At 43.9% G+C, this 24,447-nt stretch carries 25 protein-coding genes and 1 other RNA gene; 17 read left to right on the top strand and 9 right to left on the bottom strand.

The window, feature by feature from the left end; translation table 11 throughout:
• Positions 1 to 109 precede the first annotated feature (109 nt).
• The gene (locus Aso01_RS04975; RefSeq protein ID WP_004936245.1) at positions 110 to 1,759 is read left to right on the top strand and encodes a hypothetical protein; all 1,650 of its coding nucleotides are present in this window, start codon (positions 110 to 112) and stop codon (positions 1,757 to 1,759) included.
• Complete coding sequence (gene nudC, locus Aso01_RS04980; RefSeq protein ID WP_004936241.1) at positions 1,759 to 2,508, top strand: NAD(+) diphosphatase; 750 nt, start codon at positions 1,759 to 1,761, stop codon at positions 2,506 to 2,508. Before Aso01_RS04975 ends, nudC begins: the two co-directional genes overlap by 1 nt.
• Before the next feature lie 10 nt (positions 2,509 to 2,518).
• Here nudC and Aso01_RS04985 read toward each other — a convergent pair whose 3' ends face one another.
• The 4 genes from Aso01_RS04985 to Aso01_RS05000 all read right to left on the bottom strand — a co-directional run bounded on the left by Aso01_RS04985 (position 2,519) and on the right by Aso01_RS05000 (position 5,531).
• Entirely contained in the window at positions 2,519 to 3,406 is an 888-nt protein-coding gene (locus Aso01_RS04985) for an alpha/beta hydrolase (RefSeq protein ID WP_004936238.1), read from the bottom strand.
• Complete coding sequence (locus Aso01_RS04990) at positions 3,396 to 4,088, bottom strand: BON domain-containing protein (protein WP_004936236.1); 693 nt, start codon at positions 4,086 to 4,088, stop codon at positions 3,396 to 3,398. The genes Aso01_RS04985 and Aso01_RS04990 overlap by 11 nt, the downstream gene beginning before the upstream one ends.
• Before the next feature lie 85 nt (positions 4,089 to 4,173).
• Positions 4,174 to 4,596 carry a YraN family protein gene (locus tag Aso01_RS04995; protein ID WP_004936234.1) on the bottom strand — a complete coding sequence of 141 codons (423 nt, stop codon included), beginning with the start codon at positions 4,594 to 4,596 and terminating at the stop codon, positions 4,174 to 4,176.
• Positions 4,593 to 5,531, bottom strand: coding sequence for a penicillin-binding protein activator (locus Aso01_RS05000; RefSeq protein WP_004936232.1), 939 nt, complete (start codon positions 5,529 to 5,531; stop codon positions 4,593 to 4,595). The genes Aso01_RS04995 and Aso01_RS05000 overlap by 4 nt, the downstream gene beginning before the upstream one ends.
• Positions 5,532 to 5,544: 13 nt before the next feature.
• On the opposite strand from Aso01_RS05000, the gene rsmI reads away from it, so the two are divergent.
• Complete coding sequence (gene rsmI / locus Aso01_RS05005) at positions 5,545 to 6,390, top strand: 16S rRNA (cytidine(1402)-2'-O)-methyltransferase (RefSeq protein ID WP_004936228.1); 846 nt, start codon at positions 5,545 to 5,547, stop codon at positions 6,388 to 6,390.
• Positions 6,391 to 6,435: 45 nt separating this feature from the next.
• On the opposite strand, the gene Aso01_RS05010 is transcribed toward rsmI, so the two are convergent.
• From Aso01_RS05010 to Aso01_RS05030, 5 genes are all read right to left on the bottom strand, one after another.
• The gene (locus Aso01_RS05010) at positions 6,436 to 6,684 is read right to left on the bottom strand and encodes a hypothetical protein (protein WP_004936225.1); all 249 of its coding nucleotides are present in this window, start codon (positions 6,682 to 6,684) and stop codon (positions 6,436 to 6,438) included.
• A gap of 172 nt (positions 6,685 to 6,856) precedes the next feature.
• The gene (locus Aso01_RS05015; protein ID WP_004936223.1) at positions 6,857 to 8,089 is read right to left on the bottom strand and encodes an FAD-dependent monooxygenase; all 1,233 of its coding nucleotides are present in this window, start codon (positions 8,087 to 8,089) and stop codon (positions 6,857 to 6,859) included.
• Positions 8,086 to 9,261 (bottom strand): FAD-dependent monooxygenase, encoded by a 1,176-nt coding sequence (locus Aso01_RS05020; protein WP_039910035.1) that lies wholly within the window; start codon positions 9,259 to 9,261, stop codon positions 8,086 to 8,088. The genes Aso01_RS05015 and Aso01_RS05020 overlap by 4 nt, the downstream gene beginning before the upstream one ends.
• Positions 9,262 to 9,315: 54 nt before the next feature.
• Entirely contained in the window at positions 9,316 to 10,641 is a 1,326-nt protein-coding gene (pepP, locus tag Aso01_RS05025) for a Xaa-Pro aminopeptidase (protein WP_004936218.1), read from the bottom strand.
• Between the two features lie 54 nt (positions 10,642 to 10,695).
• Positions 10,696 to 11,328, bottom strand: coding sequence for a UPF0149 family protein (locus Aso01_RS05030; RefSeq protein ID WP_004936217.1), 633 nt, complete (start codon positions 11,326 to 11,328; stop codon positions 10,696 to 10,698).
• A gap of 64 nt (positions 11,329 to 11,392) precedes the next feature.
• Between Aso01_RS05030 and Aso01_RS05035 the strand changes: the two genes are divergently transcribed.
• From Aso01_RS05035 to nth, 14 genes are all read left to right on the top strand, one after another.
• Positions 11,393 to 11,941, top strand: coding sequence for a hypothetical protein (locus tag Aso01_RS05035; RefSeq protein ID WP_004936212.1), 549 nt, complete (start codon positions 11,393 to 11,395; stop codon positions 11,939 to 11,941).
• A complete protein-coding gene (locus Aso01_RS05040) occupies positions 11,938 to 12,222 on the top strand; it encodes a cell division protein ZapA (protein ID WP_004936208.1) in 285 nt (94 codons plus the stop codon). Before Aso01_RS05035 ends, Aso01_RS05040 begins: the two co-directional genes overlap by 4 nt.
• A gap of 100 nt (positions 12,223 to 12,322) precedes the next feature.
• Positions 12,323 to 12,507, top strand: a non-coding RNA gene (gene ssrS / locus Aso01_RS05045) — 6S RNA.
• Positions 12,508 to 12,852: 345 nt separating this feature from the next.
• Positions 12,853 to 13,647 (top strand): ChbG/HpnK family deacetylase, encoded by a 795-nt coding sequence (locus Aso01_RS05050; protein ID WP_004936205.1) that lies wholly within the window; start codon positions 12,853 to 12,855, stop codon positions 13,645 to 13,647.
• Positions 13,647 to 14,627, top strand: coding sequence for a glycosyltransferase family 2 protein (locus Aso01_RS05055; protein ID WP_004936202.1), 981 nt, complete (start codon positions 13,647 to 13,649; stop codon positions 14,625 to 14,627). The genes Aso01_RS05050 and Aso01_RS05055 overlap by 1 nt, the downstream gene beginning before the upstream one ends.
• Positions 14,611 to 15,015, top strand: coding sequence for a GtrA family protein (locus Aso01_RS05060; RefSeq protein ID WP_004936199.1), 405 nt, complete (start codon positions 14,611 to 14,613; stop codon positions 15,013 to 15,015). Before Aso01_RS05055 ends, Aso01_RS05060 begins: the two co-directional genes overlap by 17 nt.
• A 5-nt stretch (positions 15,016 to 15,020) precedes the next feature.
• Positions 15,021 to 16,664 carry an ArnT family glycosyltransferase gene (locus Aso01_RS05065; protein ID WP_004936196.1) on the top strand — a complete coding sequence of 548 codons (1,644 nt, stop codon included), beginning with the start codon at positions 15,021 to 15,023 and terminating at the stop codon, positions 16,662 to 16,664.
• Positions 16,665 to 16,828: 164 nt separating this feature from the next.
• Entirely contained in the window at positions 16,829 to 17,494 is a 666-nt protein-coding gene (locus tag Aso01_RS05070) for a 5-formyltetrahydrofolate cyclo-ligase (RefSeq protein WP_004936193.1), read from the top strand.
• 109 nt (positions 17,495 to 17,603) lie between these two features.
• On the top strand, positions 17,604 to 20,030 hold the full coding sequence (lon, locus tag Aso01_RS05075; RefSeq protein ID WP_004936186.1) for an endopeptidase La: 2,427 nt from the start codon (positions 17,604 to 17,606) through the stop codon (positions 20,028 to 20,030).
• 317 nt (positions 20,031 to 20,347) lie between these two features.
• Positions 20,348 to 20,827, top strand: a complete 480-nt coding sequence (rlmH, locus tag Aso01_RS05080; RefSeq protein WP_004936183.1) for a 23S rRNA (pseudouridine(1915)-N(3))-methyltransferase RlmH — start codon at positions 20,348 to 20,350, stop codon at positions 20,825 to 20,827.
• Between the two features lie 94 nt (positions 20,828 to 20,921).
• Complete coding sequence (locus Aso01_RS05085; RefSeq protein ID WP_004936181.1) at positions 20,922 to 21,698, top strand: dioxygenase family protein; 777 nt, start codon at positions 20,922 to 20,924, stop codon at positions 21,696 to 21,698.
• Between the two features lie 171 nt (positions 21,699 to 21,869).
• Positions 21,870 to 22,634 carry an META and DUF4377 domain-containing protein gene (locus Aso01_RS05090; RefSeq protein ID WP_004936177.1) on the top strand — a complete coding sequence of 255 codons (765 nt, stop codon included), beginning with the start codon at positions 21,870 to 21,872 and terminating at the stop codon, positions 22,632 to 22,634.
• A gap of 162 nt (positions 22,635 to 22,796) precedes the next feature.
• Positions 22,797 to 23,594: an RnfABCDGE type electron transport complex subunit B gene (locus Aso01_RS05095; protein WP_004936176.1), complete on the top strand. Its 798-nt coding sequence runs from the start codon at positions 22,797 to 22,799 to the stop codon at positions 23,592 to 23,594.
• Complete coding sequence (gene nth, locus Aso01_RS05100) at positions 23,595 to 24,281, top strand: endonuclease III (RefSeq protein WP_004936174.1); 687 nt, start codon at positions 23,595 to 23,597, stop codon at positions 24,279 to 24,281.
• Positions 24,282 to 24,447 lie beyond the last annotated feature (166 nt).

Below are 24,447 nucleotides of genomic sequence, written 5' to 3' on the forward strand. Positions count from 1 at the left end.
AAGTTTTTTACAACAGATGATGCAAGCCGATCAACTTGAGGTATAGTCAGGTTCATCCTTTAGTCGCGCCGTCTGGACGCTCATAACATTATAAAGTGGTGCAGTTTTTATGTCTTCACAAGTTTCTATTCGCTTCGACCCTTCTGCATTGTTAACGATAAAAAAAGAAATTGATGATTCAGTTCGGCGTGTTGAAATCGCAATCCAAACACTTCACGATGAACAACAGATTCCGTTTGAACTTGAAGAGACGCTTGAGCACTTTGACCAGTGTGCACAAGTTTTACAGCTGATTGATATGGGACATCTGTCGCAAATGATCGGCTATATTTCATTATTGGTCCGAAAAATCATGCAAGCGCCTGCCCTCACCGACGCCACCACGATGGCGGCACTTAGTGAAGGCACCACCATGTTAAAGCGCTATATCGAATTTACCGCTTTGCATGAAGTTAAAGCACCACAATTTCTGCTCGATACGCTGAATCGACTTGAGCTTGCTCTTGGCAAACCCCTCACGCAAGAAGGTCAACGACTCATTACCCGCTTAAATGCATTTAAAAGTGATTTATCCCTGCCTTTACCGCCTAAACTTGAGCAATCCGAATACGTGCACCAGTTATATAAGCACGCTTTGCACAAGCTCATCCAGCACAGCGAAACCGCACTGGATTTACAAGCAATTAAGTTGATTGGTGCATATCTGGCCAACGCCGCTAAAAAACATCATACCAAGCAATATTGGCAACTGGTTTATGTGGCACTTGATCATATTGATCAGCTAATCTTGAGTGATGCGCGTCTAAGAATCTTGATTCAACTCGAAAGCAATATAGGTAAATTCTTTGAACAGCCAGATGAATTTCGAGCTTCTATCACCGATTTGGCCAATATTATCAGCCTGTGCGTGAGTCAGGACGATGCGATTTCCGAACTATTACGCCGCCAGCTACGTATTGGAGATGATCAACTGACCGATACCCAATTACAGGTCTTGAGTTCACATTTGTATGGTCCTGACTATGACACCATTCATGCAGTGTGCCAGTTAATCAATGAATCAATGACACAAATTCGCAACGAAATCGAATACAACTATTTAAGTATGACACCTGAAAAAATTCAGGAATTACAAGCTCAACTGTCTCATCTGGCTAATGTGTTTAAAGTATTAAACCTACACGAAGCCAATCGTGCACTGGCACAACAGGCCGAGCACCTTAATCAGCCAGATATTCTGACTCACGATGGCTATGCCCAGCAGCTAATGCGCAGTATTTTATCTGCCATGAATTCGATTGGTATTTTAGAGCGGAACTATACCTCTAATCGCTTGCAGCTACGTGCGCACAATATGAATATTTCACTTGATCGTTTAGATGATGCGCATGCCGCGCTGTTACATGAAACCAAACTGGTGGTCAATGCCGCGGCACATGCGCTAGAAGCGACGCAAGCCACGGAGGCTACAGCACTGGACCTTGGCACCATGCAGCAGCAGTTAAATGAGCTTGCAGGCGCAGCACTCTTTTTAGGTGCAAAAGAATTACACAAGGCCTTACATGACAGTGCACAGTTTATGGGTGCGCTGCAAAGCAATCACAGCGATTTAAAACATGATGATATGAGCCGTTTACTGAATATTTTGGCCTGTCTGGATCTGTTCATCGATAATTTAAAAACCAAACAACCTGTCTTACGTGCCACCTTTGAGGTAGCATTAAGACACTCCTCTCACTTTCAATCAGCGGTTGCCTAATGTCTGAGTTATCACTAGCTTACATCTTTCATAATCAACAACTTCTCGTTGATGAAAACCATAAACTTCCTAGCGTTGAGGCCATGACTGGCGATTTAAAGCTGGGCACGGGCGACAATGTTATTGCGCGGGATTTAAAGACTGACGATCAAATTCCTGCCGGATTTAAGCTGGTGCCGATTCGTCAACTGGTTTCGACATGGTCGACCGACGAATTTTTGCAGGCAAGCCGTGCGGTCCAACTCCTTGAATGGCGCCGCAATCACAAGTTTTGTAGCCGTTGCGGGCATGAAACTGAACAGCATGCCACTGAATACACAATGACTTGCCCGTCTTGTCATTACAATCAGTATCCAAGAATCCAACCATGTGTGATTACGGTGATTACCCGAGGCGACAACGAAATTTTGTTGGCCAAAAATGCCAATAACAAGACCAATATGTACAGTCTGATTGCAGGCTTTGTAGAAATTGCAGAAACACTTGAAGAAGCTGTTCAACGTGAAACGCTTGAAGAAGTCGGACTGAAAGTTAAAAATATTCGTTACTTATCGAGCCAGCCTTGGCCTTTTCCAAGTAATTTAATGCTCGCCTTTCAGGCTGAATATGAATCGGGCGAGATCAAATTACAAGAAGAGGAAATTAGTGACGCACAGTTTTTCAAGTTTGATGAACTGCCAGAAATTCCATTTAAAGGCAGTATTGCGTACGCCATGATCATGCATGTGATTCATCAACAGCCAATGTAATTGGCTGTTTTTAGTCAACGGGATGTGTCTCTTTAAGCAAATTGAGTAACGTGCGTTTGGTCTTGAAATAACGGCTAAACAAACTCGACAATGTTGCAATGATCGTGATATGTCCCGTTTTAGGAATTACACTGATATGACTGTGGTTTCCAGCTTGTACCAACACTTGCTGCATATCTAAGCTATTACTTTGTTTGACGATATGATCGTTCTCAGCCAGAAACATATAATGCCGAATATGATTTTTTTTCACAAAATAATACGGCATGACCTGCTGATAGGGCACCGACTGATCAAAGGCATCTTCAGCGAGTGGGTCGCCTTTATAATCGAAATGATAAGGCCCAGCAAATCCGACAATTGCTTTGATCTGCTCATAGCACTGAAGCGCAAACCTCTGGGGATGGTACACCAGCGACATAATATTAAATGCGCCAGATGAGTGGCCCATCAAAATGATCTGCTGCGCTGAAATATTCAAACGCGCTTGATGTTGATCAAGATATTGGAGCGCCACGGCTAAATCATCGACAAACACAGGAAAAATAGATTGTGGCGCCAGATGATAATTGATGATCGCGACGTCGTAGCCTTCACGCGTAAGGCTTTCACCTAAAAACACATAGTCTTTTTTATCACCGTGCTGCCATGCACCACCATGCACAAAAACCACCAGTGGACGATGTGCTAAAGGTTTGTTGGCTCGGTACAGATCGAGTCGCTGACGTGCTTTCAAGCCATAAGCAATATTTTCAGTACAGCTATAGCTCGATTTAGGCGTAAGTCGGTTGAGCGCATAACTTCCAAGATCATAAACACGCACCGACTTACATTGCTCTTTCACCCATTCGACCTGCTTTCCAAGTTGCTCCAAAAGCTGATGCGGTTTATTGAGCATTGGTGGTTCCGCTTTGATTTGGATCAATCGCCACCGGCGTCTGTACTTCTGGCTGTACCGAATTGACCAGTGGTGTCGCAACAGTCGAGCTGGCGACTGTACCGGCTGATTGTTCAATGTTGTCGATCAGGGTTACGATTTTAGTCACATTCCCGACTTTTTGTAGTACATCATTCAGATCATTAATTTCAGCAGTATTTAAACGCCCCATCACATATAACACGCCATCTTCGGTTTGAACCAAGACTTTAGAATCCGAAACTACAGGTGCACGCACCAGTAGTCCACGGGTGTTTGCGGTCACGGCAGTATCTTGCATAATAGTGCTATAGCCAATTTGCGGGCCAACCGTGATGTAGTTATGGACAGTTTTGACATCGCTCATGGCTTTAACATTGTCTTCAGCCAACTGACGTAATGATTCATCGGGAACTTGCCCTGTCAACAGTACATTGCTATGGAAGCTTTCAATGTTGACGCGTGACTGTTTAAAGCGAGGGTCTAGCTTATACAAATTAATGGTCGCTGTGCGCTTGATAGAAGAATCAATAAACACCTGCCCTAAGCTGCGCGCACCGCTCTCTGTGCCTACAGGTGCTGAACCTGTTCCACCCGAAATGAAACTTGCACATCCCGATAAACTTGCTACGCACAACATCAGTATTGAAATTCGTTTAACCACTGAGCAAGACTCCCTATACACTCTTTTTTAAAACAATCGGCGAACATTTACGGCATTTACATGCCCAAAGAGTAAATAACTCCAGTTACAAAGTAAACGCATTTTCGATCCACTGTCGATCATAGCGAAGATTAGAAAAATCTTGCTGTACTGTTTTTGCAATTTTGTAGGGGAAATCAAAACAAATCACATCGAAACGACAGTAAAACTGCTGATAATGTGGATACTTATTCAAAAAATACTGCGCCGTCTTAATGATTTTACGCTGTTGTGAATACATGAGTACTTCGTTTGCCATCGCATAACTCCCTTGGGTGCGTGCTTTGACTTCAACAAAAACCAGCTCATCTCCTTTGGCCACAATTAAATCAATTTCACCACGGCGCGAGCGAAAATTTTGCTGCACCAACTGAAACCCATGGGCTTGCAGCAAGGTTAAAGCCGCTTGTTCTGCCCATACACCCAAGTGGTGAGCATGCGGCTCAGCATGATGTGAAGACTGTGTCATTTGAGAACCACAAGCGAACGCTTGGTTTTTTGATAACAATGCACATTACGCTTGATCCGATCGCCCTGTGCAGTTAAATCGCCCGTTCGGCCCTTGAGTCGAAAATCCTGTATGGCAGGATTAAGTACATATTGTTCAGTCAGCATCCACGCGTCTCCACCAAAGGCGATTAAACGCTGATACGGCATCGGTTCAGGTTTTTGCAAATAGGCATGGTACACGTCGTTCCATTGATGCTCGTATAAGGCAGGTACATCACAAAAGGTTAGCCCCTCTGGAATCGCTTTATTTTCTTCAATGGCAATGGCTTGTGCATATACTCCGCGTTTGGGTAGCTTGCCCAGTTGGTTGAGCCATGCAGAATCGCCCATCAACATTAAACCCTGACCTTTTTTAAGCTTGGCCGGTAACGTTTGAATCGGTTCTACACGATGACCAAATTGCGAAACCAGCGAGATGTAATACAGTTCGGTATCGGCTTCTCTGCCATTTTGACGCAGCACCAAGAGATCCGTGATGTTATCTTTTTGCAACACATCGACCATCGAGCCTGCGTCATCTTGTTTGGACAAACTAAATTGAATCACGTTTTTTGCTTCAGCACCCACTTCATTGAGGGCCAACACTTTTACTTTGGGGTTGAGCTTCATCACCTCTTCAACATCTTGCCGAGCCAGTGGCCCAACCACCATTTCAGTTTTTTTGCCTACATGCTGCCTGAAAATAGACTTCATGTTTTGCTGATCTGAGTTAACAAATTTGATGGGTGTTTTGTGGTTTGATTGCGCGTAAGCGCTCAAAAAACCGTGCTTAATACTGGTCGCGGCTCGCGCCATAGGTCCGGTTTCAGGTAGAATGACGATCACTTCGGCGTGTGCCTGTGAAACAAAAGCTGCAAAAAACATCAGCAGCCAAGTCTTTTTATTATGTAGCATGGAGTAAAACCTTATGAGTGCTCAGTTATTTGTTGTAGCGACCCCAATTGGGCACTTAGATGACATGACGTATCGCGCCATCGAAACTTTAAAATCGGTCAGTTTGGTTGCCGCAGAAGATACGCGTCAGTCTGCTCAGTTGTTTAAGCATTATAATATAACAACTCCATTGACAGCATGCCACGATCACAATGAAAATCATAAAATTAATGAACTGATTCAACGTTTAAAAGCGGGTGAAAATATTGCCCTGATCAGTGATGCAGGTACCCCGCTCATTAGTGACCCAGGTTTTAAACTGGTTCGTGCTGCTCAAGAGCACAAGATTCGCGTAGTACCCGTGCCGGGTGCCTGTGCAGCCGTTGCAGCCCTGAGTGCTGTCGGACTTCCGAGTGATCGCTTTAGTTTTGAGGGTTTTTTACCGTCTAAATCTTCTCAGCGCATGCTTCAGCTTGAAAAGCTAAAAGATGAAACACAAACCCTGATTTTTTATGAAGCACCGCATCGTATTCTAGATTGTGTCAAAGATATGATGCAGGTTTTTGGTGCCGAGCGACCTGTCGGATTCGCACGTGAAATCACCAAAACATTTGAAACCATAAAAAAAATGAGTTTAGGTGAGTTGGTCATCTTTGTAGAGCATGACCATAATCAGCAAAAAGGTGAAATTGTACTGATTGTAGGCGGTAATCCAGTTGAAAAAGACATGGAGCAAGAAAAACTGGATCAATTACTGACGCGTCTTTTACAGGATCTTTCTGTGAAGGCTGCCTCTCAGCTTGCCGCCGACCTGACCGGCATCAAGAAAAAAATTGCCTATCAACGCGCTTTAGAACTGACCCAGACCGATCTCGATTAAGCATAAAAAAAGCATCAATCATGATGCTTTTTTTATCGATTCAGATTAATCTCGGGCGTCTTCATCTGGCGGAACTTGGGTAATACTTCCGCCTTTTGCTAGAAATGCCGCAATTTCATCTTCAAGCGCTTGTCTTTGCTTTTGCTTGGCTGTCACTGTTAGTGTCTCAGCTTCTGCAAGATCTGCATCGTTTCCGCTTGATTCTTCATCGTTGGCACCATGTTCAGCAGCTTTGGCTTCATCTTCATCGACTGCCGCATCTTCTGATTCATCGTATTCATTCATATCCGTCATTTTTTTCTCCCCTCAATGACCGATTCATACATCATGAACGTTACTCATAAATTACGAAGAAATTTAACAATCTCTTGCGTATTCGCAAAGAGGCTTTTACACCAATTTCGTATTTTTTTAAACTAATTTGTAATCATTGATCAATGACTGATTAAAAATTACCGTTTAAGTCCTAATGTGCATAACGGGTTTTGGCGAGTAAACTCAATCCTGTGGCCTGCTGTAGAAAAGCATTTTTCAGATTTTCATGCTCATCAACAAATTTTAAGCCCGCGTTACGCGCTGCAATCACTGGAAATAGCGTTTGAGATTCCAGCCAGCCAATCACAGACATACCATGCATCATGGCATCGTTTTGCCCTTTACGCGCATGTTCATAACGTCGCAAGGTTTGTTCATGTGCCCATACACCACGCGCCCGGTCATGTAGCAGCACATCACAGAGTAGTGCTGCATCTAAACAACCGATATTAACGCCCTGACCAGCCAGAGGATGAATCACATGCGCTGCATCTCCAACCAAAGCCAACCCCGGTTTGATGTATTGTTTTGCAGCACGGGCGATCAGCGGGAACGTTGCACGCGAACGTACCTCATGCACTTGACCCAACATATGCTGACTTTCTTGTGTAAGTAAATCCGCAAATGCCTGATCGCCTAATGCAGCATATTCCTCGGCATAATCTTCTGGCAATGTCCACACGATTGACTGCCAAAATCCCTTTTCATTTGGCTCGATACTGGCCATCGGCAAGAATGCCAATGGTCCGGTCGGCAAAAAGAGTTGACGAGCCACATGCTGATGTGGCTGCGCTGTCTTCACTGCACAGCTAATCGCAGCCTGACGATAATCCAGCACATCCAGATCAATCATGGCTTGATTGCGCACAAACGAATTTGGACCGTCTGCACCAATCAGCAAACGAGTCTGTAAAACTAAACCATCTTCAAGCTCAAGCTGCCAGCCCGAATGTATAGATTCGATGCGCTTGACACGAATCTGCGTCCGATAATCTGCAATCACTTCACGCATTTTTTGCTGGATTGCAAAATTAACAATACTCGGTTCCACCATCGAACCTAATGCCTGATCCAGATGTGGTGTCTGCTCGCTCGCATGTCCGAATTGAATTTCACCGTAGCCATTTTTATTCCACACCTGCATGCCCGAATACGGCATATGACGTGAAATAGCACTCCAGACTCCAACGGTCTCTAACAAATGAATGGTGGCCTGACTCAAAGCCAATACTCGTGGATTTACTTCACGCTCAATGTGTTCACGTGAAAGTACAGGAGCAGCATCGAGGACGGTGACACGAACGCCGCCTTGAGCCAACAATAGCGCTGTCAGTCCGCCTACCAGCCCACCGCCGACGATCACAACATCGTGCATTTGTGTCATGCTTTTAACCCCATTGCGTAATTGGCAACTAGTGGCTTAATGCCCGGAATAACATCAAAAGCCACCAGCCCGGTATTTCGCAATAATTTGAGTACCGGATTTTGGTTACTAAAGCCACGCACCACCGAATCACAGAATTTAATCACGCGTTGCTGATCTTTTAATCGGGCTTGTTCATAAGCCAGCAGATTTTCTGGCTCACCGATATCGTCAGACTCACTCAATTGTTGTAACAGATGGCGCACCAGTACGTCAGCATCTCGTAGGCATAGGTTAAAGCCCTGCCCAGCGACCGGATGAATCGTATGCGCAGCGTTACCCATGAGTACCACACGACCTACAGCCTGCTTATGTGCCAATACTTGTGACAGCGGGTAACTAAAACGTCGTCCAGTTTTTTCAAAAGTTCCCGCCCGATCCCCATAGGTTTTTTGTAAGGCCTCTAGAAAATGCTGATCGTTGTGCTCACCCAACCATTCGTCTTCGGTGCCTTTTTTTACGGGCCAAACCACAGAGCGTCGCGACTCGCCGGGCAAAGGCAATAATGCCAGTGGACCCAACGCACTAAAGCGCTCAAATCCGACCTGCTCGTGTGGTTTGGAGGTTTGTACCGTGGTCACAATGGCCACTTGATCATAATCTCGAACATCGGCACCCACACCTAAAGCCTGACGACAAAATGAATCACGACCATCGGCGGCAATGACCAGTTTTGCTTGTAACTCAAGCTGCTCGTGTTCACGCTCGGCATTTAAATAGACAAAGTCCTGATCTTGTTTTAATGACGTTACTTTGACGCCATCAATCAGCTCAATGAGTTCATGCTGGCGTACCTGTGTAAGTAGTACACGCCCCAACCATGCGTTTTCAATGACCTGTCCAAAGCTTTCGACTTTTTCTTGTGAGGCCACCAGTCTTGCTTTGCCAAAACTGCCTTCTTCGGTAATATGAACCTGTAAAATAGGCGTTGCGTGTTGCTGTAGCGCATCCCACAGTTGCAACTTTTGATAAATTTGTACACTTCGGCGTGATAGTGCCGTATTTCGTGCATCGAAACTTGAGTGATAGGGAGCCAGATTTTCGTCGTCGTAATCTGGATACTGAATGGCTTCAAGCAATTTTACTGCAATATTTTGTTTTGCCAGCATGAGCGCAAGGCTCAATCCCACCATTCCACCACCGACAATTATCACATGTTGCACTGCGATTTCTCCTTTACTCGATTTTTATCGTTTCGCTTGAGCCATAAGTGTTTCAATTGCATCGATTTCTTTAACCACATTTTGCGTCAGAATCAATGGGCCATCTTCGGTCACCACGACATCATCTTCAATTCGAATGCCGATACCGCGCCATTTTTCATCCACCGTTTCATCATCTGGCGCAATATAAATACCCGGCTCAACCGTGACCACCATACCTGGCGCATAACTTCGCCATTTGCCGGCCACTTTGTAAGCACCCACATCATGCACATCCATCCCCAACCAATGTCCGGTGCCATGCATGTAAAATTGACGGTAGGCTTCTTTTTCGATGAGTTCATCGATTGCGCCGCGCATCAGTCCAAGTTGAAGTAAACCTTGTGTGATGATACGCACTGCGGCCTCATGTGGATCACGATACGACCGTCCGACTCGCACCTGATCGATCGCGGCATACTGTGCGTCTAGCACGATTTGATAGAGCGCGCGTTGCTCTGGACTAAAACGACCATTGACTGGAAAAGTACGCGTAATATCAGATGCGTAGCACTGGTATTCACATGCTGCATCAATCAGCACCAAATCGCCATCATTGAGCGGCTGATTGTTTTCTACATAATGTAAGATACAGGCGTTGGCTCCACCACCAACAATGCTGTTGTAAGACGGAACGCAGCCATTTTGATTAAATACATAGTTCAATTCAGCTTCAAGTGCATACTCCTTCATACCCGGATGAACCTTTTGCATGGCACGAGTATGCGCTTGAGCACTGATGTCCGATGCGATTTGCATCAATTGAATTTCTTCTTCTGACTTAAACAGTCGCATTTCATCTAAGAGACGATCGAGTTGAAGCACTTGAGACGGCGCACCGTCGCCGCGTTTGTCTTGATCTTGAGCCTGTTTAATCCATTGACTTACGCGCGCATCAAATTCAGCTCGATGCCCGATTCGATAATAAATGGCGCCTTTATTGAATAACTTCTCGATGATTTCTTCGTCAAGCAAATCAATCGCAAAGGCTTCGTCTGCTTCATAATCTTCAACCGCACCATCGACACCTGCACGATAACCATTCCAGATTTCAAGCTCACGATTACGTTCACGACAAAACAGGCTATAGGTGTAATCTGCTGTACTTTCACCCGTTTCAATCACTGCTACAGCTTCAGGCTCGGCAAATCCAGTTAAATAAAAGAAACTACTATCTGCACGAAACTTATAATCCGCATCACGATTTCGATACGCCACTGGACTGGTTTCAATAATTGCAATACTGTTTGGCCCCATCTGCTCAGCGAGGCGGTCTCGACGACGTTCAAAATCTGCTTGGGTCAGTTTCATGTGCTCTTATAATCTATATGGATAATGTCTAAATGGTAAGGCAGCGCCCAAGCATTAGCTTGGACGATGTGGTGTAAACATTTCAACAATACTCTGATTTTCATCAGATTCAGATGTATTTTTCAACTTTGACTGAAAACTTTTAATCAATGAGCTTTGTGAAACAGGGATTTTTTTACGGCCAATCGATAAGCTGACCGGAATCAAACGAACGAACTCATACAGTTCTTCGTAACCCATTTCGCCTTCTTCATCGTTGTCTGATTCGTCAAATTCGACTGCTGCAACATCTTGGAGATGCTCAATCAATTCAACTTCATCTGAACGGATGTGCCCAGAAGCCAAACCAAAGCCGAGTACCACGCCAGCACACCAATCTGCAAGCGCCTGTACCCGCTCTTGCAAAAGGTGCTCTGAATCTGGAAGCATAGGTAAATAGTCCAGCTCATCTTCGGCGAGCGCATGCGCAACGTCTTCAGCTTCATCGGACAGCACAGACAGCGCCTGATCGTTTAAAGTCGGTACATTTAGCGTTGCTAAAATTTGTAACCATTCATCTCTGGTCGGTGCTTCTGTCACACAAACTATACCTGTAAGCAAGCCATGTAACTCACTAGGGCTTGAAATTTCCTCAATTCCTTCAAAATTTTGGTTCCACTCGTTCCAACCTGAAATATCGTCTTGCATTCGCTTATCCAATCTCTATACTTCGTATATATTACCTTTGATTGCAATTCTGTGCGACTACGTTATGTTAGAACAATTACAGCGACTTCAAGCGCATGTTGGCGTTTTAAAAACGCGTTTACTTCATTTAGAGCGTGACAACGAGGCGCTCGTAAAGACGAAAGATGAAACTGAAGCCCAACATCATAGTCAAATCGTGCAAAAAAATAGCATCATTACGGCCAAGCAAGAGGAAATTGAAACCTTAAATGATCAGCTTTCCCAACTTCAAGGCCAGTTTAAGCAACTTAACACAGATGCCACGGCACTTGCAGACCGCTACAGCCGTTTGGAAAAAAGTTGTACAGATCTGAAAAATCGTTTTCAGGAAATTTTGGCAGAGCGCAACGACTTACGTGTTACAAAAGAAAAGTTACAAGCACATCAGCGCCAAACCCAGCAAGAGATTCAAGAGTTACAACAAGATCGTGATCGGTTGCTGAAAAAAAATGAACTGGCCAAATCAAAGGTTGAAGCGATCATTCAACGACTTGCAATTTTGGGTACGGCACAAGATCAACATGCTCAGGAAATCCAGCAACTCGCCGACCCTACTGAGGAGATTCACCCATGAGCGATCAAGTGGTCGTCGAACTACGTTTAATCGAACAAATTTTTCGTCTGAATACCACAGTTGAAAAACGTGATGAGCTTGAACGTGCTGCTGAAGTACTGAATGAGCGTTTTAATGAAATGCGCCGCAGTGCGCCGCGCGTTGAACACAACAAGCTGGTTATTATGGTCGCGCTTCAATTGACCCAAGAAGTACTCAGCCTCAATAAATCATTGCAAGAGTATGAACATTGCGAGCGATTGTTAGACGCAATTTTACAAGATGTAGAAAAAAGCCTATAGAACTGTGCATTTTCGCGCAAACGTTCACCACTTGAAAACTAAGTTTACATAACACTATGGCAAGGGAATTGCCATTGAGTTCAGATCGGTTATACTGAATCTGTCTCTGGGATGCTCGCCAGCGCGTCAGAATCCCCTGAGCCGATACTATCACTTTAGGATAGCGTTCTGCATATTTAGAGTGTATGCCTACCGCGAGTAGGAAACCCAGCAAGTATGCGTCGCTTCCACCTTGAACTTAAGGGTTCAAGGGTAATGACAGGCAGCGGCATCTTCGGAGGCATTTATTTTTAAATCATTTAATTATAATTTTTTTACGTTTAGTTCCTCTTTATTATTTTTCTTTATCATCGCAGCAATACCCAAATACAGCCGATAACCCTTTCCCTTTTGTATGTAGCCAATATTCCCTTAAATCATTCCTCAATTGAGCGCGACATGCTCGCTTAACTAGCAAATATTAATTTCAGCTTTAATATCAAATTAAATAACACTTCTCATTAGATTCTATAAAGATTCAATTTTTTGCACTTAATTTAGGCTTAAGTCTTTGCCTCGATAGTCATCATTATACAAAACATGACAGGTAACCCTGCTGCACATGTTTGACCCTTAAGATGAGACGAAGCAATGGCTAAAGTGTGTTACTGTGCCGACGATTTTTCTATGCGTCCCGAAATTTCATCGGCGATTTTATCGTTGCTTGAAAAAGAGCGCATTCATGCCACCTCATGCATGACTCAATCACCCTCTTGGTTTCAAGATGCCAAAGTATTAACAAGTCTTGATACAACTGCCGAAATTGGATTACATCTAAATTTTACCCAAAACTTTGGCGTTCAGGATTATACCGAGCGATTACCGAAACTCATGCTCGGCGCATGGACTGGCCAGCTTTCACAAACTAAAGTTCGCGACAGCATTGCTTGTCAGTGGGAATTATTTTGCTCTGCGACAGGTCGAATGCCTGATTTTGTCGATGGGCACCAGCATGTACATCAGTTTCCCGTTATTCGTGAAGCTTTATTTAAATTTCTCAATCAACAGCAATTTAAAGGCTGGGTACGCAGTCTGCGCCACCCTGTTTTAACGCCAAATACGCGAATCAAAGTCACGCTACTCAAATTACTCGGTGCTACACGTTTTAGCGAGATGTGTCAGCATTACAATATTCACCAAAATTCTACCTTTGCCGGTATTTATAGTTTTGACGCCCAATCTTATGCGCTTTTGAACCAGCAGTGGCTTGCTCAAGCGCAAGATCAACTGTTAATCATGTGTCACCCTGCACTTTCCCACAGCCAGTCTAGTCATGACCCGATTCATGCTGCACGTGTACGCGAGTTTGAATACTTCGACTCAGCACAATTTCAGCAAGACTGCCGACATCACCATATCCAGCTTGGTCCATTAGGAGCAATCTAATGCACACTTCTCCTTTTTTGTCTTGTGTTGTTCCGGCTTATAACGAAGCAGAGAACCTAAAAACATTTATTCCCGCGCTGGCAAAATCGCTGGATCAGCAACAATTGCATTATGAAATTATTGTGGTCGATGACGGCAGTCAAGACGATACGCTTCACGTCTTGCAATCTATGGTGGATCATTATCCACTGATTGTACTCGAACTGTCGCGCAATTTTGGTAAAGAAGCCGCATTGAGTGCAGGCTTAGATCGGGTGACTGGTGAAATTACTTTACTGATCGATGCCGATTTTCAGCATCCTCTAGATGCCATTCCGACCATGATTAATCTTTGGAAGAATGGCTACGATATGGTGTACGGCATTCGCAATCGAAGCAGTGAGTCTTGGTTAAAACGTATACTGACCAATCACTACTATAAAGTTTTAAATCTTAGCTCTCCAATCGATATTCCTGAAAATGCAGGTGACTTTCGATTGATGGACGCCAAGGTCGTCGATGCCATCCGCCGCTTACCAGAAAGAAATCGTTATATGAAAGGCTTGTATGCTTGGGTTGGATTTAAAAGTATTGGTATTCATTTTTCAGAACAAGAACGTCAGCATGGCACGTCAACATTCAATGCCAAGTCATTATTTCGTCTTGCCATGTCTGGTTTGACCGGGTTTTCAGATCTTCCCCTTCGTTTGAGTATTTATTTAGGGGCTTTAATGGCGCTCATTGCTATGAGTTATGGTGGATGGATTCTGATTGAAACACTGGTCGAAGGCGTTCGTGTACCGGGCTGGGCAACATTGGTCATTGCACTCACCTTGCTTGGTGGCATTCAGCTGTTATTTTTGGGAATTGTAGGCGAATACATTGCCCGAATTTATGCCGAAGTTAAAAACCGCCCACGCTATATTGTGTCTGGCGAATTCTCGCAATTTAAGCATTCCCACACGTTACCCGAAATTAAACCGCATGCATCTGAACCCTAAAAATCAACATATCAGTGCGCAGTTTATTCGTTTTTGCCTCATTGGGCTGTGTGCTGCCGCCATTCATGTGACAGTCGTGATCATACTTGAAAAGACACGGCTTGCGCTTGCTTGGTCGAATTTGGCTGGCTTTAGCGTGGCTTTTTGGATGAGTTATTTTGGACATCGCTATTTTACCTTTGCGACTTCAAATGCCCAGCATCGCCAAATGATGTTTCGTTTCTTGATGGTGGCCTGTAGCGGATTTTTATTGAATGAAGCACTGGTACTTAGTCTGAAAGAAGCCTTTCACTTGCCCACCGCTTTCAGTGTATTGACAGCAATTGGTTTTAGCTCAGTCTTTACTTTTTTATTGAATCGAATTTTTGCCTTTCAGCCAGAAGGATAGCCTGTATGCCGTCATGGTTACGTACCTCACCGATCAAGCTCGGTTTAATTTCTGTTTGGCTATTTGTATGCGCCACGGTCCGCTTTTTATCAATCCCCGATGAAGGCCGTTATGCAGATATCAGCCGCCATATGTTTGAGTCAGGCGACTGGCTTGTTCCACGTTTAGATAGTCTGCCATTTATTCACAAACCCCCTATGCTGCACTGGTTGAGCAGTATTGCGATGCATATTTTTGGTGTGCATGTCTGGGTTGTGCGCTTGGTTCCTGTACTGGCGGCAAGCTTGCTTTTGATTGGAACCTACCTGTTTGTTCGTAAATATCTCTCTCAAAAAATTGCCGAACTGAGCATCTTGATGATGGCAACCAATTTGCTTTTCTTTGGGAGCAGTCAATACGTTAATCATGATTTACTGCTGGCAACAGGCATCACCTTATCGGTATTTTGTCTGGTCGATTTTAGTTTGTGCAATCGAAAAGCCATGCTGTTCTTGGGGTACTTTTTTGCCGCCTCTGCCTTTTTAACCAAAGGGCTGATCGGCATTTTAATTCCCGGAATGATTCTGCTTCCATGGCTGCTTTACACCCGGCAGTACAAGCGTATTCCGGCGTTTTTTAATCCTTTTGCTTTGTTGTTTCTGGCGGCACTTACCCTACCGTGGCTGTATCAAATGCAGCAAATTTATCCAGATTTTTTGCATTACTTTTTTATCGATCAACAATTTAACCGTTTCCATTCTAATCAGTTCAACAACAAGCAATCGTGGTTTTTTTACTTGGTCATTTTACTGGTGAGCCTATTGCCTTGGTTACTCACCTTAAGATGGACAGGCCTTCGCACTATACTGCACCAACAGCGATTAAACCCGGTTGGGCAATTACTGATCTGGTGGTTGGTGTCTGTTGTCATCTTTTTTTCTATTCCACCGTCAAAACTTGCAGGCTATATTTTACCGGCACTCACACCACTGATTATCTTGTGTGCAGTAGCTTTTGAGAAATCAACTCTAAATACTCAACAACTGACCCGCATGCAAAAATACGCGCCAGCAGCTTTTGTTGGTTTGCTGGGATTTGTTCTGGCCGCTACATTGTACTTCATTCCACTGGATTTTAATTTATCGAGTGTACAAAAGTGGCAAATTATTTTAATGGCAGCACTGCTGGTGTATTCTCCATTGTTATTTTTACAGCTACTCCATCGGCATAAACTCGAATATGCACATTATGTGGCTGCCTGCCTGATTGTGCTGTGTAGTGTAGTACCCTTCGCTACACGCATTTTTGATATTAAAAATAATCACGATCAAATCAATTTCACGGCGTACATTCATCCCAATACCAAAGTGGTGTTTTACGATCGTTACTACTACGACCTGCCTTTCTTACTCGACTTGAAACAGCCTGTATATGTGGTCACTGACTGGCAAAGCAATGTATCGGATAATTACGCACAGGAACTCTCGGATGGTTTGCAATTTGAACCAGAGCGTCGGGCTTACTTATGGACTATAGCGCAATTAAATGGCGCAATTGACCGTAAAGCGCCGATGATTGTGATTAGCTCATCGCATGATAATTCACTTGAGCAACAAGCCAAACAGGTTATTCATAATCGAAATTTTGATGTGCTGATTTTTAATGAATGACATAACTAAAGGCACGCTTGATCAAAATGAATAAATACACGGATCTGTTCACTCAGTGGCAGATCCAGTTTTAACGTACTTTAATTTTATGTAAGAGCCCGCTAAGCTATAAGCAATTATATGGCATGACAAGCTGATCAAAACCTAAGCTCGGGATACATCCAATGACATCAGTTGTGCCTCACGCTACAGCACCACTTTCCGGTTCAGCACTACAGCAACTACGCCGACACATTGCCAAACAGCGTCGGCAAAGTTCACGTTTTGCACAGCAACGTGCAGCGCAACGTGTACTGGCTCAGTTTCGTTTTTTTCTTGATCGAACTCGTCAGTCTATTATGCGTGCAGGCATTTACCTAGATGCCTTTGGAGAAATTCGAACACAAGCGCTGATTAAAGAGTGTTTCAAGCGAAACATTAAGGTGTTTCTACCTAAAGTCTGCGCCATGAATCAGCGACTGGTTTGGGTTGAAATTTCTAAGCATCAATATCAAAACCATCGTTTTACAAAGCATCGTTTAGGTATGTACGAACCTATGGCAACACGCGGGCAACCGATCTCCAAGCTTGATCTGGTGATAATGCCACTGGTGATTTGTGACACTACAGGCTCACGCGTGGGCATGGGTGGCGGGTTTTACGATAAAACATTATCCATCGCACCGAAGCGTCCAATCCGTCTCGGACTGGCACATGAGTTTCAGTATATTGCTGAAAATATTCAACGTGCACCGTGGGATCAATCACTTGATGCACTGGTTACACCAAAAAAATGCTATATTTTCAAACGCCCATTCAAAAAAACCATCAGCTTGATAAAAAAAATCTGAGCGATTTGCTCAATTTTTTGACATTTTCGATTGTCATGCCCTTGTAATTTTTAAAATACCCATCACTATAAAAACATGGCAACCTCGTTGTCACTCATTAGGAGTGCCCATGTCTGAAAATATTATGAATGTAGAAACCTTAGAGCCTCAGGTTCCAAGTGTATTACCGCTCTTAGCACTACGTGATGTGGTGGTGTATCCACACATGCAAATTGCGCTATTTGTAGGTCGTGAAAAATCGATCAATGCAGTTGATGTGGCTCGTAACAGTGACAATTTAGTATTTGTAGTTGCACAAAAGGATTCTCTCACAGAAGAAATTGATCACGACAACCTTTATCAATACGGTACCGTCGCGAAGATTGTGCAAGTTGTGAATCACGAAAATGATGAAAACTGTATCAAGGTTTTGATTGAAGGTTTATACCGTTCAAAACTCACAAAAATTATTGATGAAGACAGTTATTTGACTGCCGAACATCAATTGAGCCCCATGACGGTTGATAGCGATTCCGCGACTCAAGAAACGCGTTTGCAGGAATTACGTACTTTGTTTGCTCAATATGCTGAAGCAAAACTGCGTAATGCTCGTGAACTTGTTGCGGCAGCAAATAAAATTGAAGATTTGCTGCAACTGATGTTTTTTGTGGCAACACGCGTGCCATTAAACATTGATGTAAAACAAAAGTTTCTCGAGCACGACGAATTTGAAGCACACTTGCAAGAGCTGACCAGCTACTTGGTACAACAATCTGCCGAGCAGCAAATAGAGCAGACCTTGCATGACAGCGTCAAACGCCAAATGGAAAAGAATCAGCGCGAATACTTTCTCAATGAAAAAATGAAAGTGATTCAACGCGAGCTTTCCGATATGAACGGCGGCGCAGAAGACGATGTTGCAGAAATTGAAAAACGTCTTGCTGAAGCAGATTTGCCTGAACATGTGCGCAAAAAAGCAGAAGCTGAGTTTCGTAAATTAAAAGCAATGCAGCCAGCTTCAAGTGAAGCAGCGGTAGTGCGCAACTATCTTGAAGTGATTCTAGATACGCCTTGGAACACTGCAAGCAAAGTCAGCATTAACCTGAAAAAAGCGCAGGAAATTCTAGATGCAGACCACTATGGTCTTGATGATGTCAAAGACCGTATTGTCGAATATCTTGCTGTTCAATCGCGTGTGAAAAAGTTACGTGGCCCGATTTTGTGCTTGGTCGGCCCTCCAGGTGTGGGTAAAACCTCACTGGGTGAATCGATCGCAAAAGCCACAGGTCGTGAGTTTGTGCGTATGGCACTTGGTGGTGTACGTGACGAAGCCGAGATTCGCGGGCATCGTCGTACCTACATCGGTGCGATGCCAGGTAAAATCGTGCAGTCTCTAACCAAAGTGGGTGTAAAAAACCCATTGTTCTTGCTCGATGAAATCGACAAGATGGCACAAGACTATCGTGGTGACCCTGCATCTGCCATGTTAGAAGTACTTGACCCATCACAGAACAATAAGTTCAACGATCATTATCTTGATCTTGACCTTGACCTGTCTGAAGTGATGTTTATCTGTACTGCAAACAGCATGAACATTCCAGAAGCGTTGTTAGACCGTATGGAAGTGATTCGTCTTCCGGGCTACACCGAAGAAGAGAAAGTTAATATTGCTGACCGTTACTTGGTTCCTAAAGCGATCAAAGATAACGGTTTACGTAGCAGTGAATTGACTGTTCATGAAGAAGCGATTCGTGACATTGTACGACGCTACACACGTGAAGCAGGTGTGCGTAGCCTTGAGCGTGAAGTGTCTAAGATTGCACGTAAAGTGGTTAAAGAAGCGGTCAGCAAAAAGAGTAAAAATCTGCATATCGATGTGACTCAAGAAACGCTTCCAGAATATCTTGGTCCACACAAGTTTGACTTTGGTATTGCAGAAGAAGAGGCTCAGGTCGGTCGTGTAAACGGCTTGGCATGGACATCAGTCGGTGGCGAGTTACTCACCATTGAAGTTGCAGCCGTCAAAGGTAAAGGTAAATTCATTACAACAGGTTCGCTTGGTGATGTGATGAAAGAGTCGATTACTGCGGCCATGACGGTAGTGAGAACACGTGCAGACGAATTGGGTATTGAAGCCTCTCGCTTTGAAGAAACCGATGTTCACGTGCATTTGCCTGAAGGCGCTACACCAAAAGACGGTCCGTCTGCTGGTTTGGCACTGACTACCGCACTTGTATCGGCATTTACTGGTATTCCGATCCGTGCCGACATTGCCATGACAGGTGAAACATCTCTACGTGGGAATGCACTGCGTATTGGTGGTTTGAAAGAAAAACTGCTGGCTGCCCACCGTGGTGGTATCAAGTTAGTCTTTATTCCACAAGATAACGTGCGTGATTTGGCTGAAATACCAGACAATGTTAAAGAAGGTTTAGAAATCAAAGCAGTGAAAAGCATTGATGAAATCTTACCTTTAGCTTTGACAGAACAGCCTAAACCTTTGGTAAAAGCACCTATTGTGAAGCCTGTTGAAGAATCAAAAGCAGCACGTCACTAATTCCAGTTGGTTATAAAAAAGAGAGCTTCGGCTCTCTTTTTTTACATTATATAGGTTGAAAATTAACCAATAATACCCATAATAATCTTAAGGGTACTTATTATGATTGTTTCATTTTTCCAGTGTGGTCATCTGATTCTCCAGACAGGTGGCCCTTTTAACCGCAGTCCTTCACGCTTTTGGGCTGCGTTTTTTTACCTGAATTTCTTCGTGTTGTTTAGTGGCTAAACATTTGAATACGATCTGCACGGCGGGGCATGATCATTCGGGGCTTTATCGTTATACTGGTACCGATGATTTCACCTGTGAGTATTGTAATGAAAATCCGTCTTCTCACCATTGGGCAAAAAATGCCAGCATGGGTACTCACGGGTTTTGAAGATTATTTCAAACGCATCCAACCGTTTGTTCAAACACAAGTGATTGAACTGCCTATGGCAAAACGGGGTAAAAATGACTCGCAGGCCGATATTTTAAAATACTGTCAACTCGAAGGTGAAAGTATTTTAAACGCCCTAAAACCAGGTGAAGTGCTGATTGCACTTGAAGTCGGCGGCCGTGAGTTAAGCACAGAAAAACTCGCCCTGACCATGAAGGGCTGGATGCAAGACGGACAGGATATTGCATTGGCCATTGGCGGGCCTGATGGTCTTTCCGATCAGGTTCGTCAGGCTGCTGCATGGCACTGGTCTTTGTCTAAGCTCACCATGCCACATCCACTGGTGCGTGTATTGCTGATCGAACAGCTATACAGGGCCATGAGCATTAATCACAATCATCCTTATCATCGGGCTTAATGCAGTTAAGTATATGCCCCGATAAGTCGTTCAAATGAATCTGTTGCTGTACAGCAAACTGTGCAGCAGACTTGTCTACTAGGTACAGCATCATATGAGTCCACAAACACTCCCTGGCTTGTTTATCTCCCATGGCTCTCCTATGCTGGCAGTCGACCCCGAACAAGTGGGGCCTGCCCTGCACCGGTTGAGTTTTAACTTGCCAAAACCGAAAGCAATTGTGGTGATGTCTGCGCACTGGGAAAGTCAGTCGCTTGAAGTCAGCACATCAACCCGCCCCCAAACATGGCACGATTTTCGAGGCTTTCCAGCTGAGTTGTATCGTATTCATTATCCTGCACCTGGTGCACCTGAATTGGCAGAAGATATATTAAAGCGTTTAGCCGATGCACATTTGACCGCGCATGCCAACAGCACACGGCCCCGCGATCATGGGGTTTGGATGCCGCTCCTGCATATGTATCCAGAGGCAGATATACCTGTCATTGAAATTTCGCTGCCCATGCAACTCAATTCAGATGAAATTTATGCAGTTGGACAAGCACTAGCACCGCTGCGAGAACAACAAATTTTACTGATCGGATCGGGAAGCATCACTCATAATCTGGCCGAATTGCGCTGGCAAGGTAATCTGCAAAATATTCCAGAATGGGCATCTGGCTTTCGAAACCATGTGGTGAATAAACTGACCCACCAAGATTATGATGCCATCTTAAACTGGCCAGACCTACCTCACATCGAGCGTAACCACCCTACCATCGAACATTTTGCACCCTTGTTTTTTGCTATGGGTACTGGGAATCGTTTCTCTATCGTTCACAGTAGTTTTTCGATGGGATCTTTAGGGATGGACATTTACCGTTTCGATTAATCACTTATAGATTTGAATTAAACTTAAGCAAAAATTAAAACTTTGTAAGTTTAGGTGCCTTCTATGTTGCAAAATAGATACATTTATTACACTTAAAGCCTAATAGATGTGTCTTTTTTTCTGCAATAAATTCGTTAGGATTTAGGCCTTAAATTGAAAGAATGTTGTTCCATGAAAATTAAATATTTAATTCTTGCTCTTTTGCCATTTTCACTTATGGCCTGCCAATCAATGAATCAAACCCAGCCTGTTTCTGTTGTACAAGAACAAAAAGTCGATGCCACTAAAGCCTTAACTGCTTATACATGGTCGTATCAACCTGAAGGTGCGCCACAGCCGATTATCTTAAGTTTTAGCGATCAGAACTTGAGTATTCATACAGGGTGTAACAACCAAGGTGGTACATGGAAGCTTAACGATCAGCAACTCGTGACTTCAGCGCTGGCTTCTACCATGAAAGCATGTGAGCCAGCACTGATGAAAAATGAGCAGTTTGCAGCTAACCTTCTTAGCGACAAAAGCACTCATTTCAAACTCGATACTCGCTCAATTGAACAGCCAAGTCTGATGTTAACCAATGCCGCAGGACAAACATTTGAGTTTAAAGGCAGCATGACACCGGAAACCAAATATCAGTCTCAGGGCGAAATCATTTTCTTGGAAATTGCACCTGAAACTAAATCGTGTACAGGTGTTGCACCGCAAACTTGTCTGCAAGTTCGCGAAATTAAATATGACGATAAAGGGATTAAAACCCAAGTTGATAAAGACTGGTCATTATTTTATGACCAAATCGAGGGCTTTCAACATCGTGCAGATCAACGCGTAATTGTTCGTGTAAAACGCTATGAACGAAAAAATCCTGCGGCAGATCAATCTAAATATGTCTATATCCATGACATGACCGTTGAGCAAGAAATGGTGAAGTCCAAATAAGCCAGCGGATGATTCAATCCAGACACTCAAAGGCCTGATCACTGCGATCAGGCCTTTTTTTGAATAATAAGTGTTACTGGATTACGGGATCATATAGCGACTTCTGTGCTAAAATGCCGGGCTTAAGCTGACGTTCCTTTTTGTACTGAATATTTTTCTCTTATGACCAATAACGCTTTTGCACTTTTACGCGAAATAGACCGTATTTTGCCGCAAACTCAATGTGGTTTGTGCGGACATCGAGATGGATGTCTGCCTTATGCAAAGGCCATTTTAGAAGGTGAAGCGGCAAATAAATGTATTCCGGGCGGTCAACCTGTTGCAGATGCTCTTGCAGCTCGACTCAACCGCCCGCCACTGCTTGCAGAAAAAAGTGTCTGGCCAATTCAGTCCGATGGGCGCCCGCAGCGTATGAAAGCAATCATTCGTGAGGATGAATGCATTGGATGTACCAAGTGTATCAGTGCCTGTCCGGTCGATGCGATTATTGGCAGCGGCAAGCTGATGCATACTGTTTTGACGGATCTGTGTACAGGATGCGAGCTTTGTATCCCACCTTGTCCTGTCGATTGTATCGAACTGGTTGAAGATACTGCGCCGCTTCCTACTGCTTTGCAACAAGAACAGGAACAACAGCAACTTCGACAACGTTATTATGCGCACATTCAACGTGAAGAACGCCGCCGTATCGACCGCAAAGGCCCGATTGTTCGTGCAGAAATTGACACCGAATTGTTTTCTCAATTTTCGCAGTGGATAGATGAACTGCCTTCAATTGAACGTATTGAAGTTGCAGCTAAAACAGTCACAAAACAGGATGCATCTATTACGATTGAACTTGCCAAGCTTCGCACCCAAATTAAAAAACTGGAAAAGCAATTAAGCGTTCGAGCAGATGCAAAGAAACAGCAGCAACTTGAGCAATTGCAACAACAACTGAATCTGCTTCAGGGGAATTAAATGCCAGTTAAAAACATGACCAAAAAACAGATCCAGACGTTTTTTGAGCGCCTTAGAGCACAGCGCCCTCACCCACAAACTGAGTTAAATTACAGTAATGCATTTGAATTACTGATTGCGGTCATGCTTTCGGCTCAGGCCACCGATGTAAGTGTAAACAAAGCCACAGACAAACTGTTTCCGGTGGCCAATTCTGCCGCACAAATTTATGCCCTGGGTGTTGAAGGCTTAAAAACTTATATAAAAACCATTGGCTTATATAATGCCAAAGCTGAAAATGTGATTAAAACCTGTCAAATTTTAATTGAAAAATATCAAGGCGAGGTTCCTCAAACCCGAGCAGAGCTTGAGGCACTTCCAGGTGTAGGACGCAAAACCGCAAATGTGGTGTTAAATACCGCATTTGGGCAGCCCACCATGGCAGTCGATACACATATTTTTCGTTTAGGAAACCGCACAGGCTTAGCCGTGGGCAAAAATGTGCTTGAGGTGGAACACCGTCTAATTAAAGTTATTCCAAAAGAATTTATTACCGATGCGCATCACTGGCTAATTTTGCACGGACGATATTGCTGTGTGGCCAGAAAGCCAAAATGCGCAGAATGTGTAGTATCCGATGTATGTAACTGGCCAGAGCGTTATGCTTATGGTGCAGAGCGCGCTGTGACCATTCAAGCAACACCTTAATTTTTTTCAAAATAAAAGTGTTTACATGAGCGATGCACTCACTTTTTTTGTTTGAGCTTTGGGTGCAGTATTTTGCGCTTGTTCTGCTGATTTAAACGTTTTTCTGCAAGCTCTTGTTTTTGCACTTGACGTAGCATTTTCTGGCTTTGATAGAGCAGAAACAACA

The sequence above is a fragment of the Acinetobacter soli genome (assembly GCF_000760595.1).
GTDB classification, from domain to species: Bacteria; Pseudomonadota; Gammaproteobacteria; order Pseudomonadales; family Moraxellaceae; genus Acinetobacter; species Acinetobacter soli.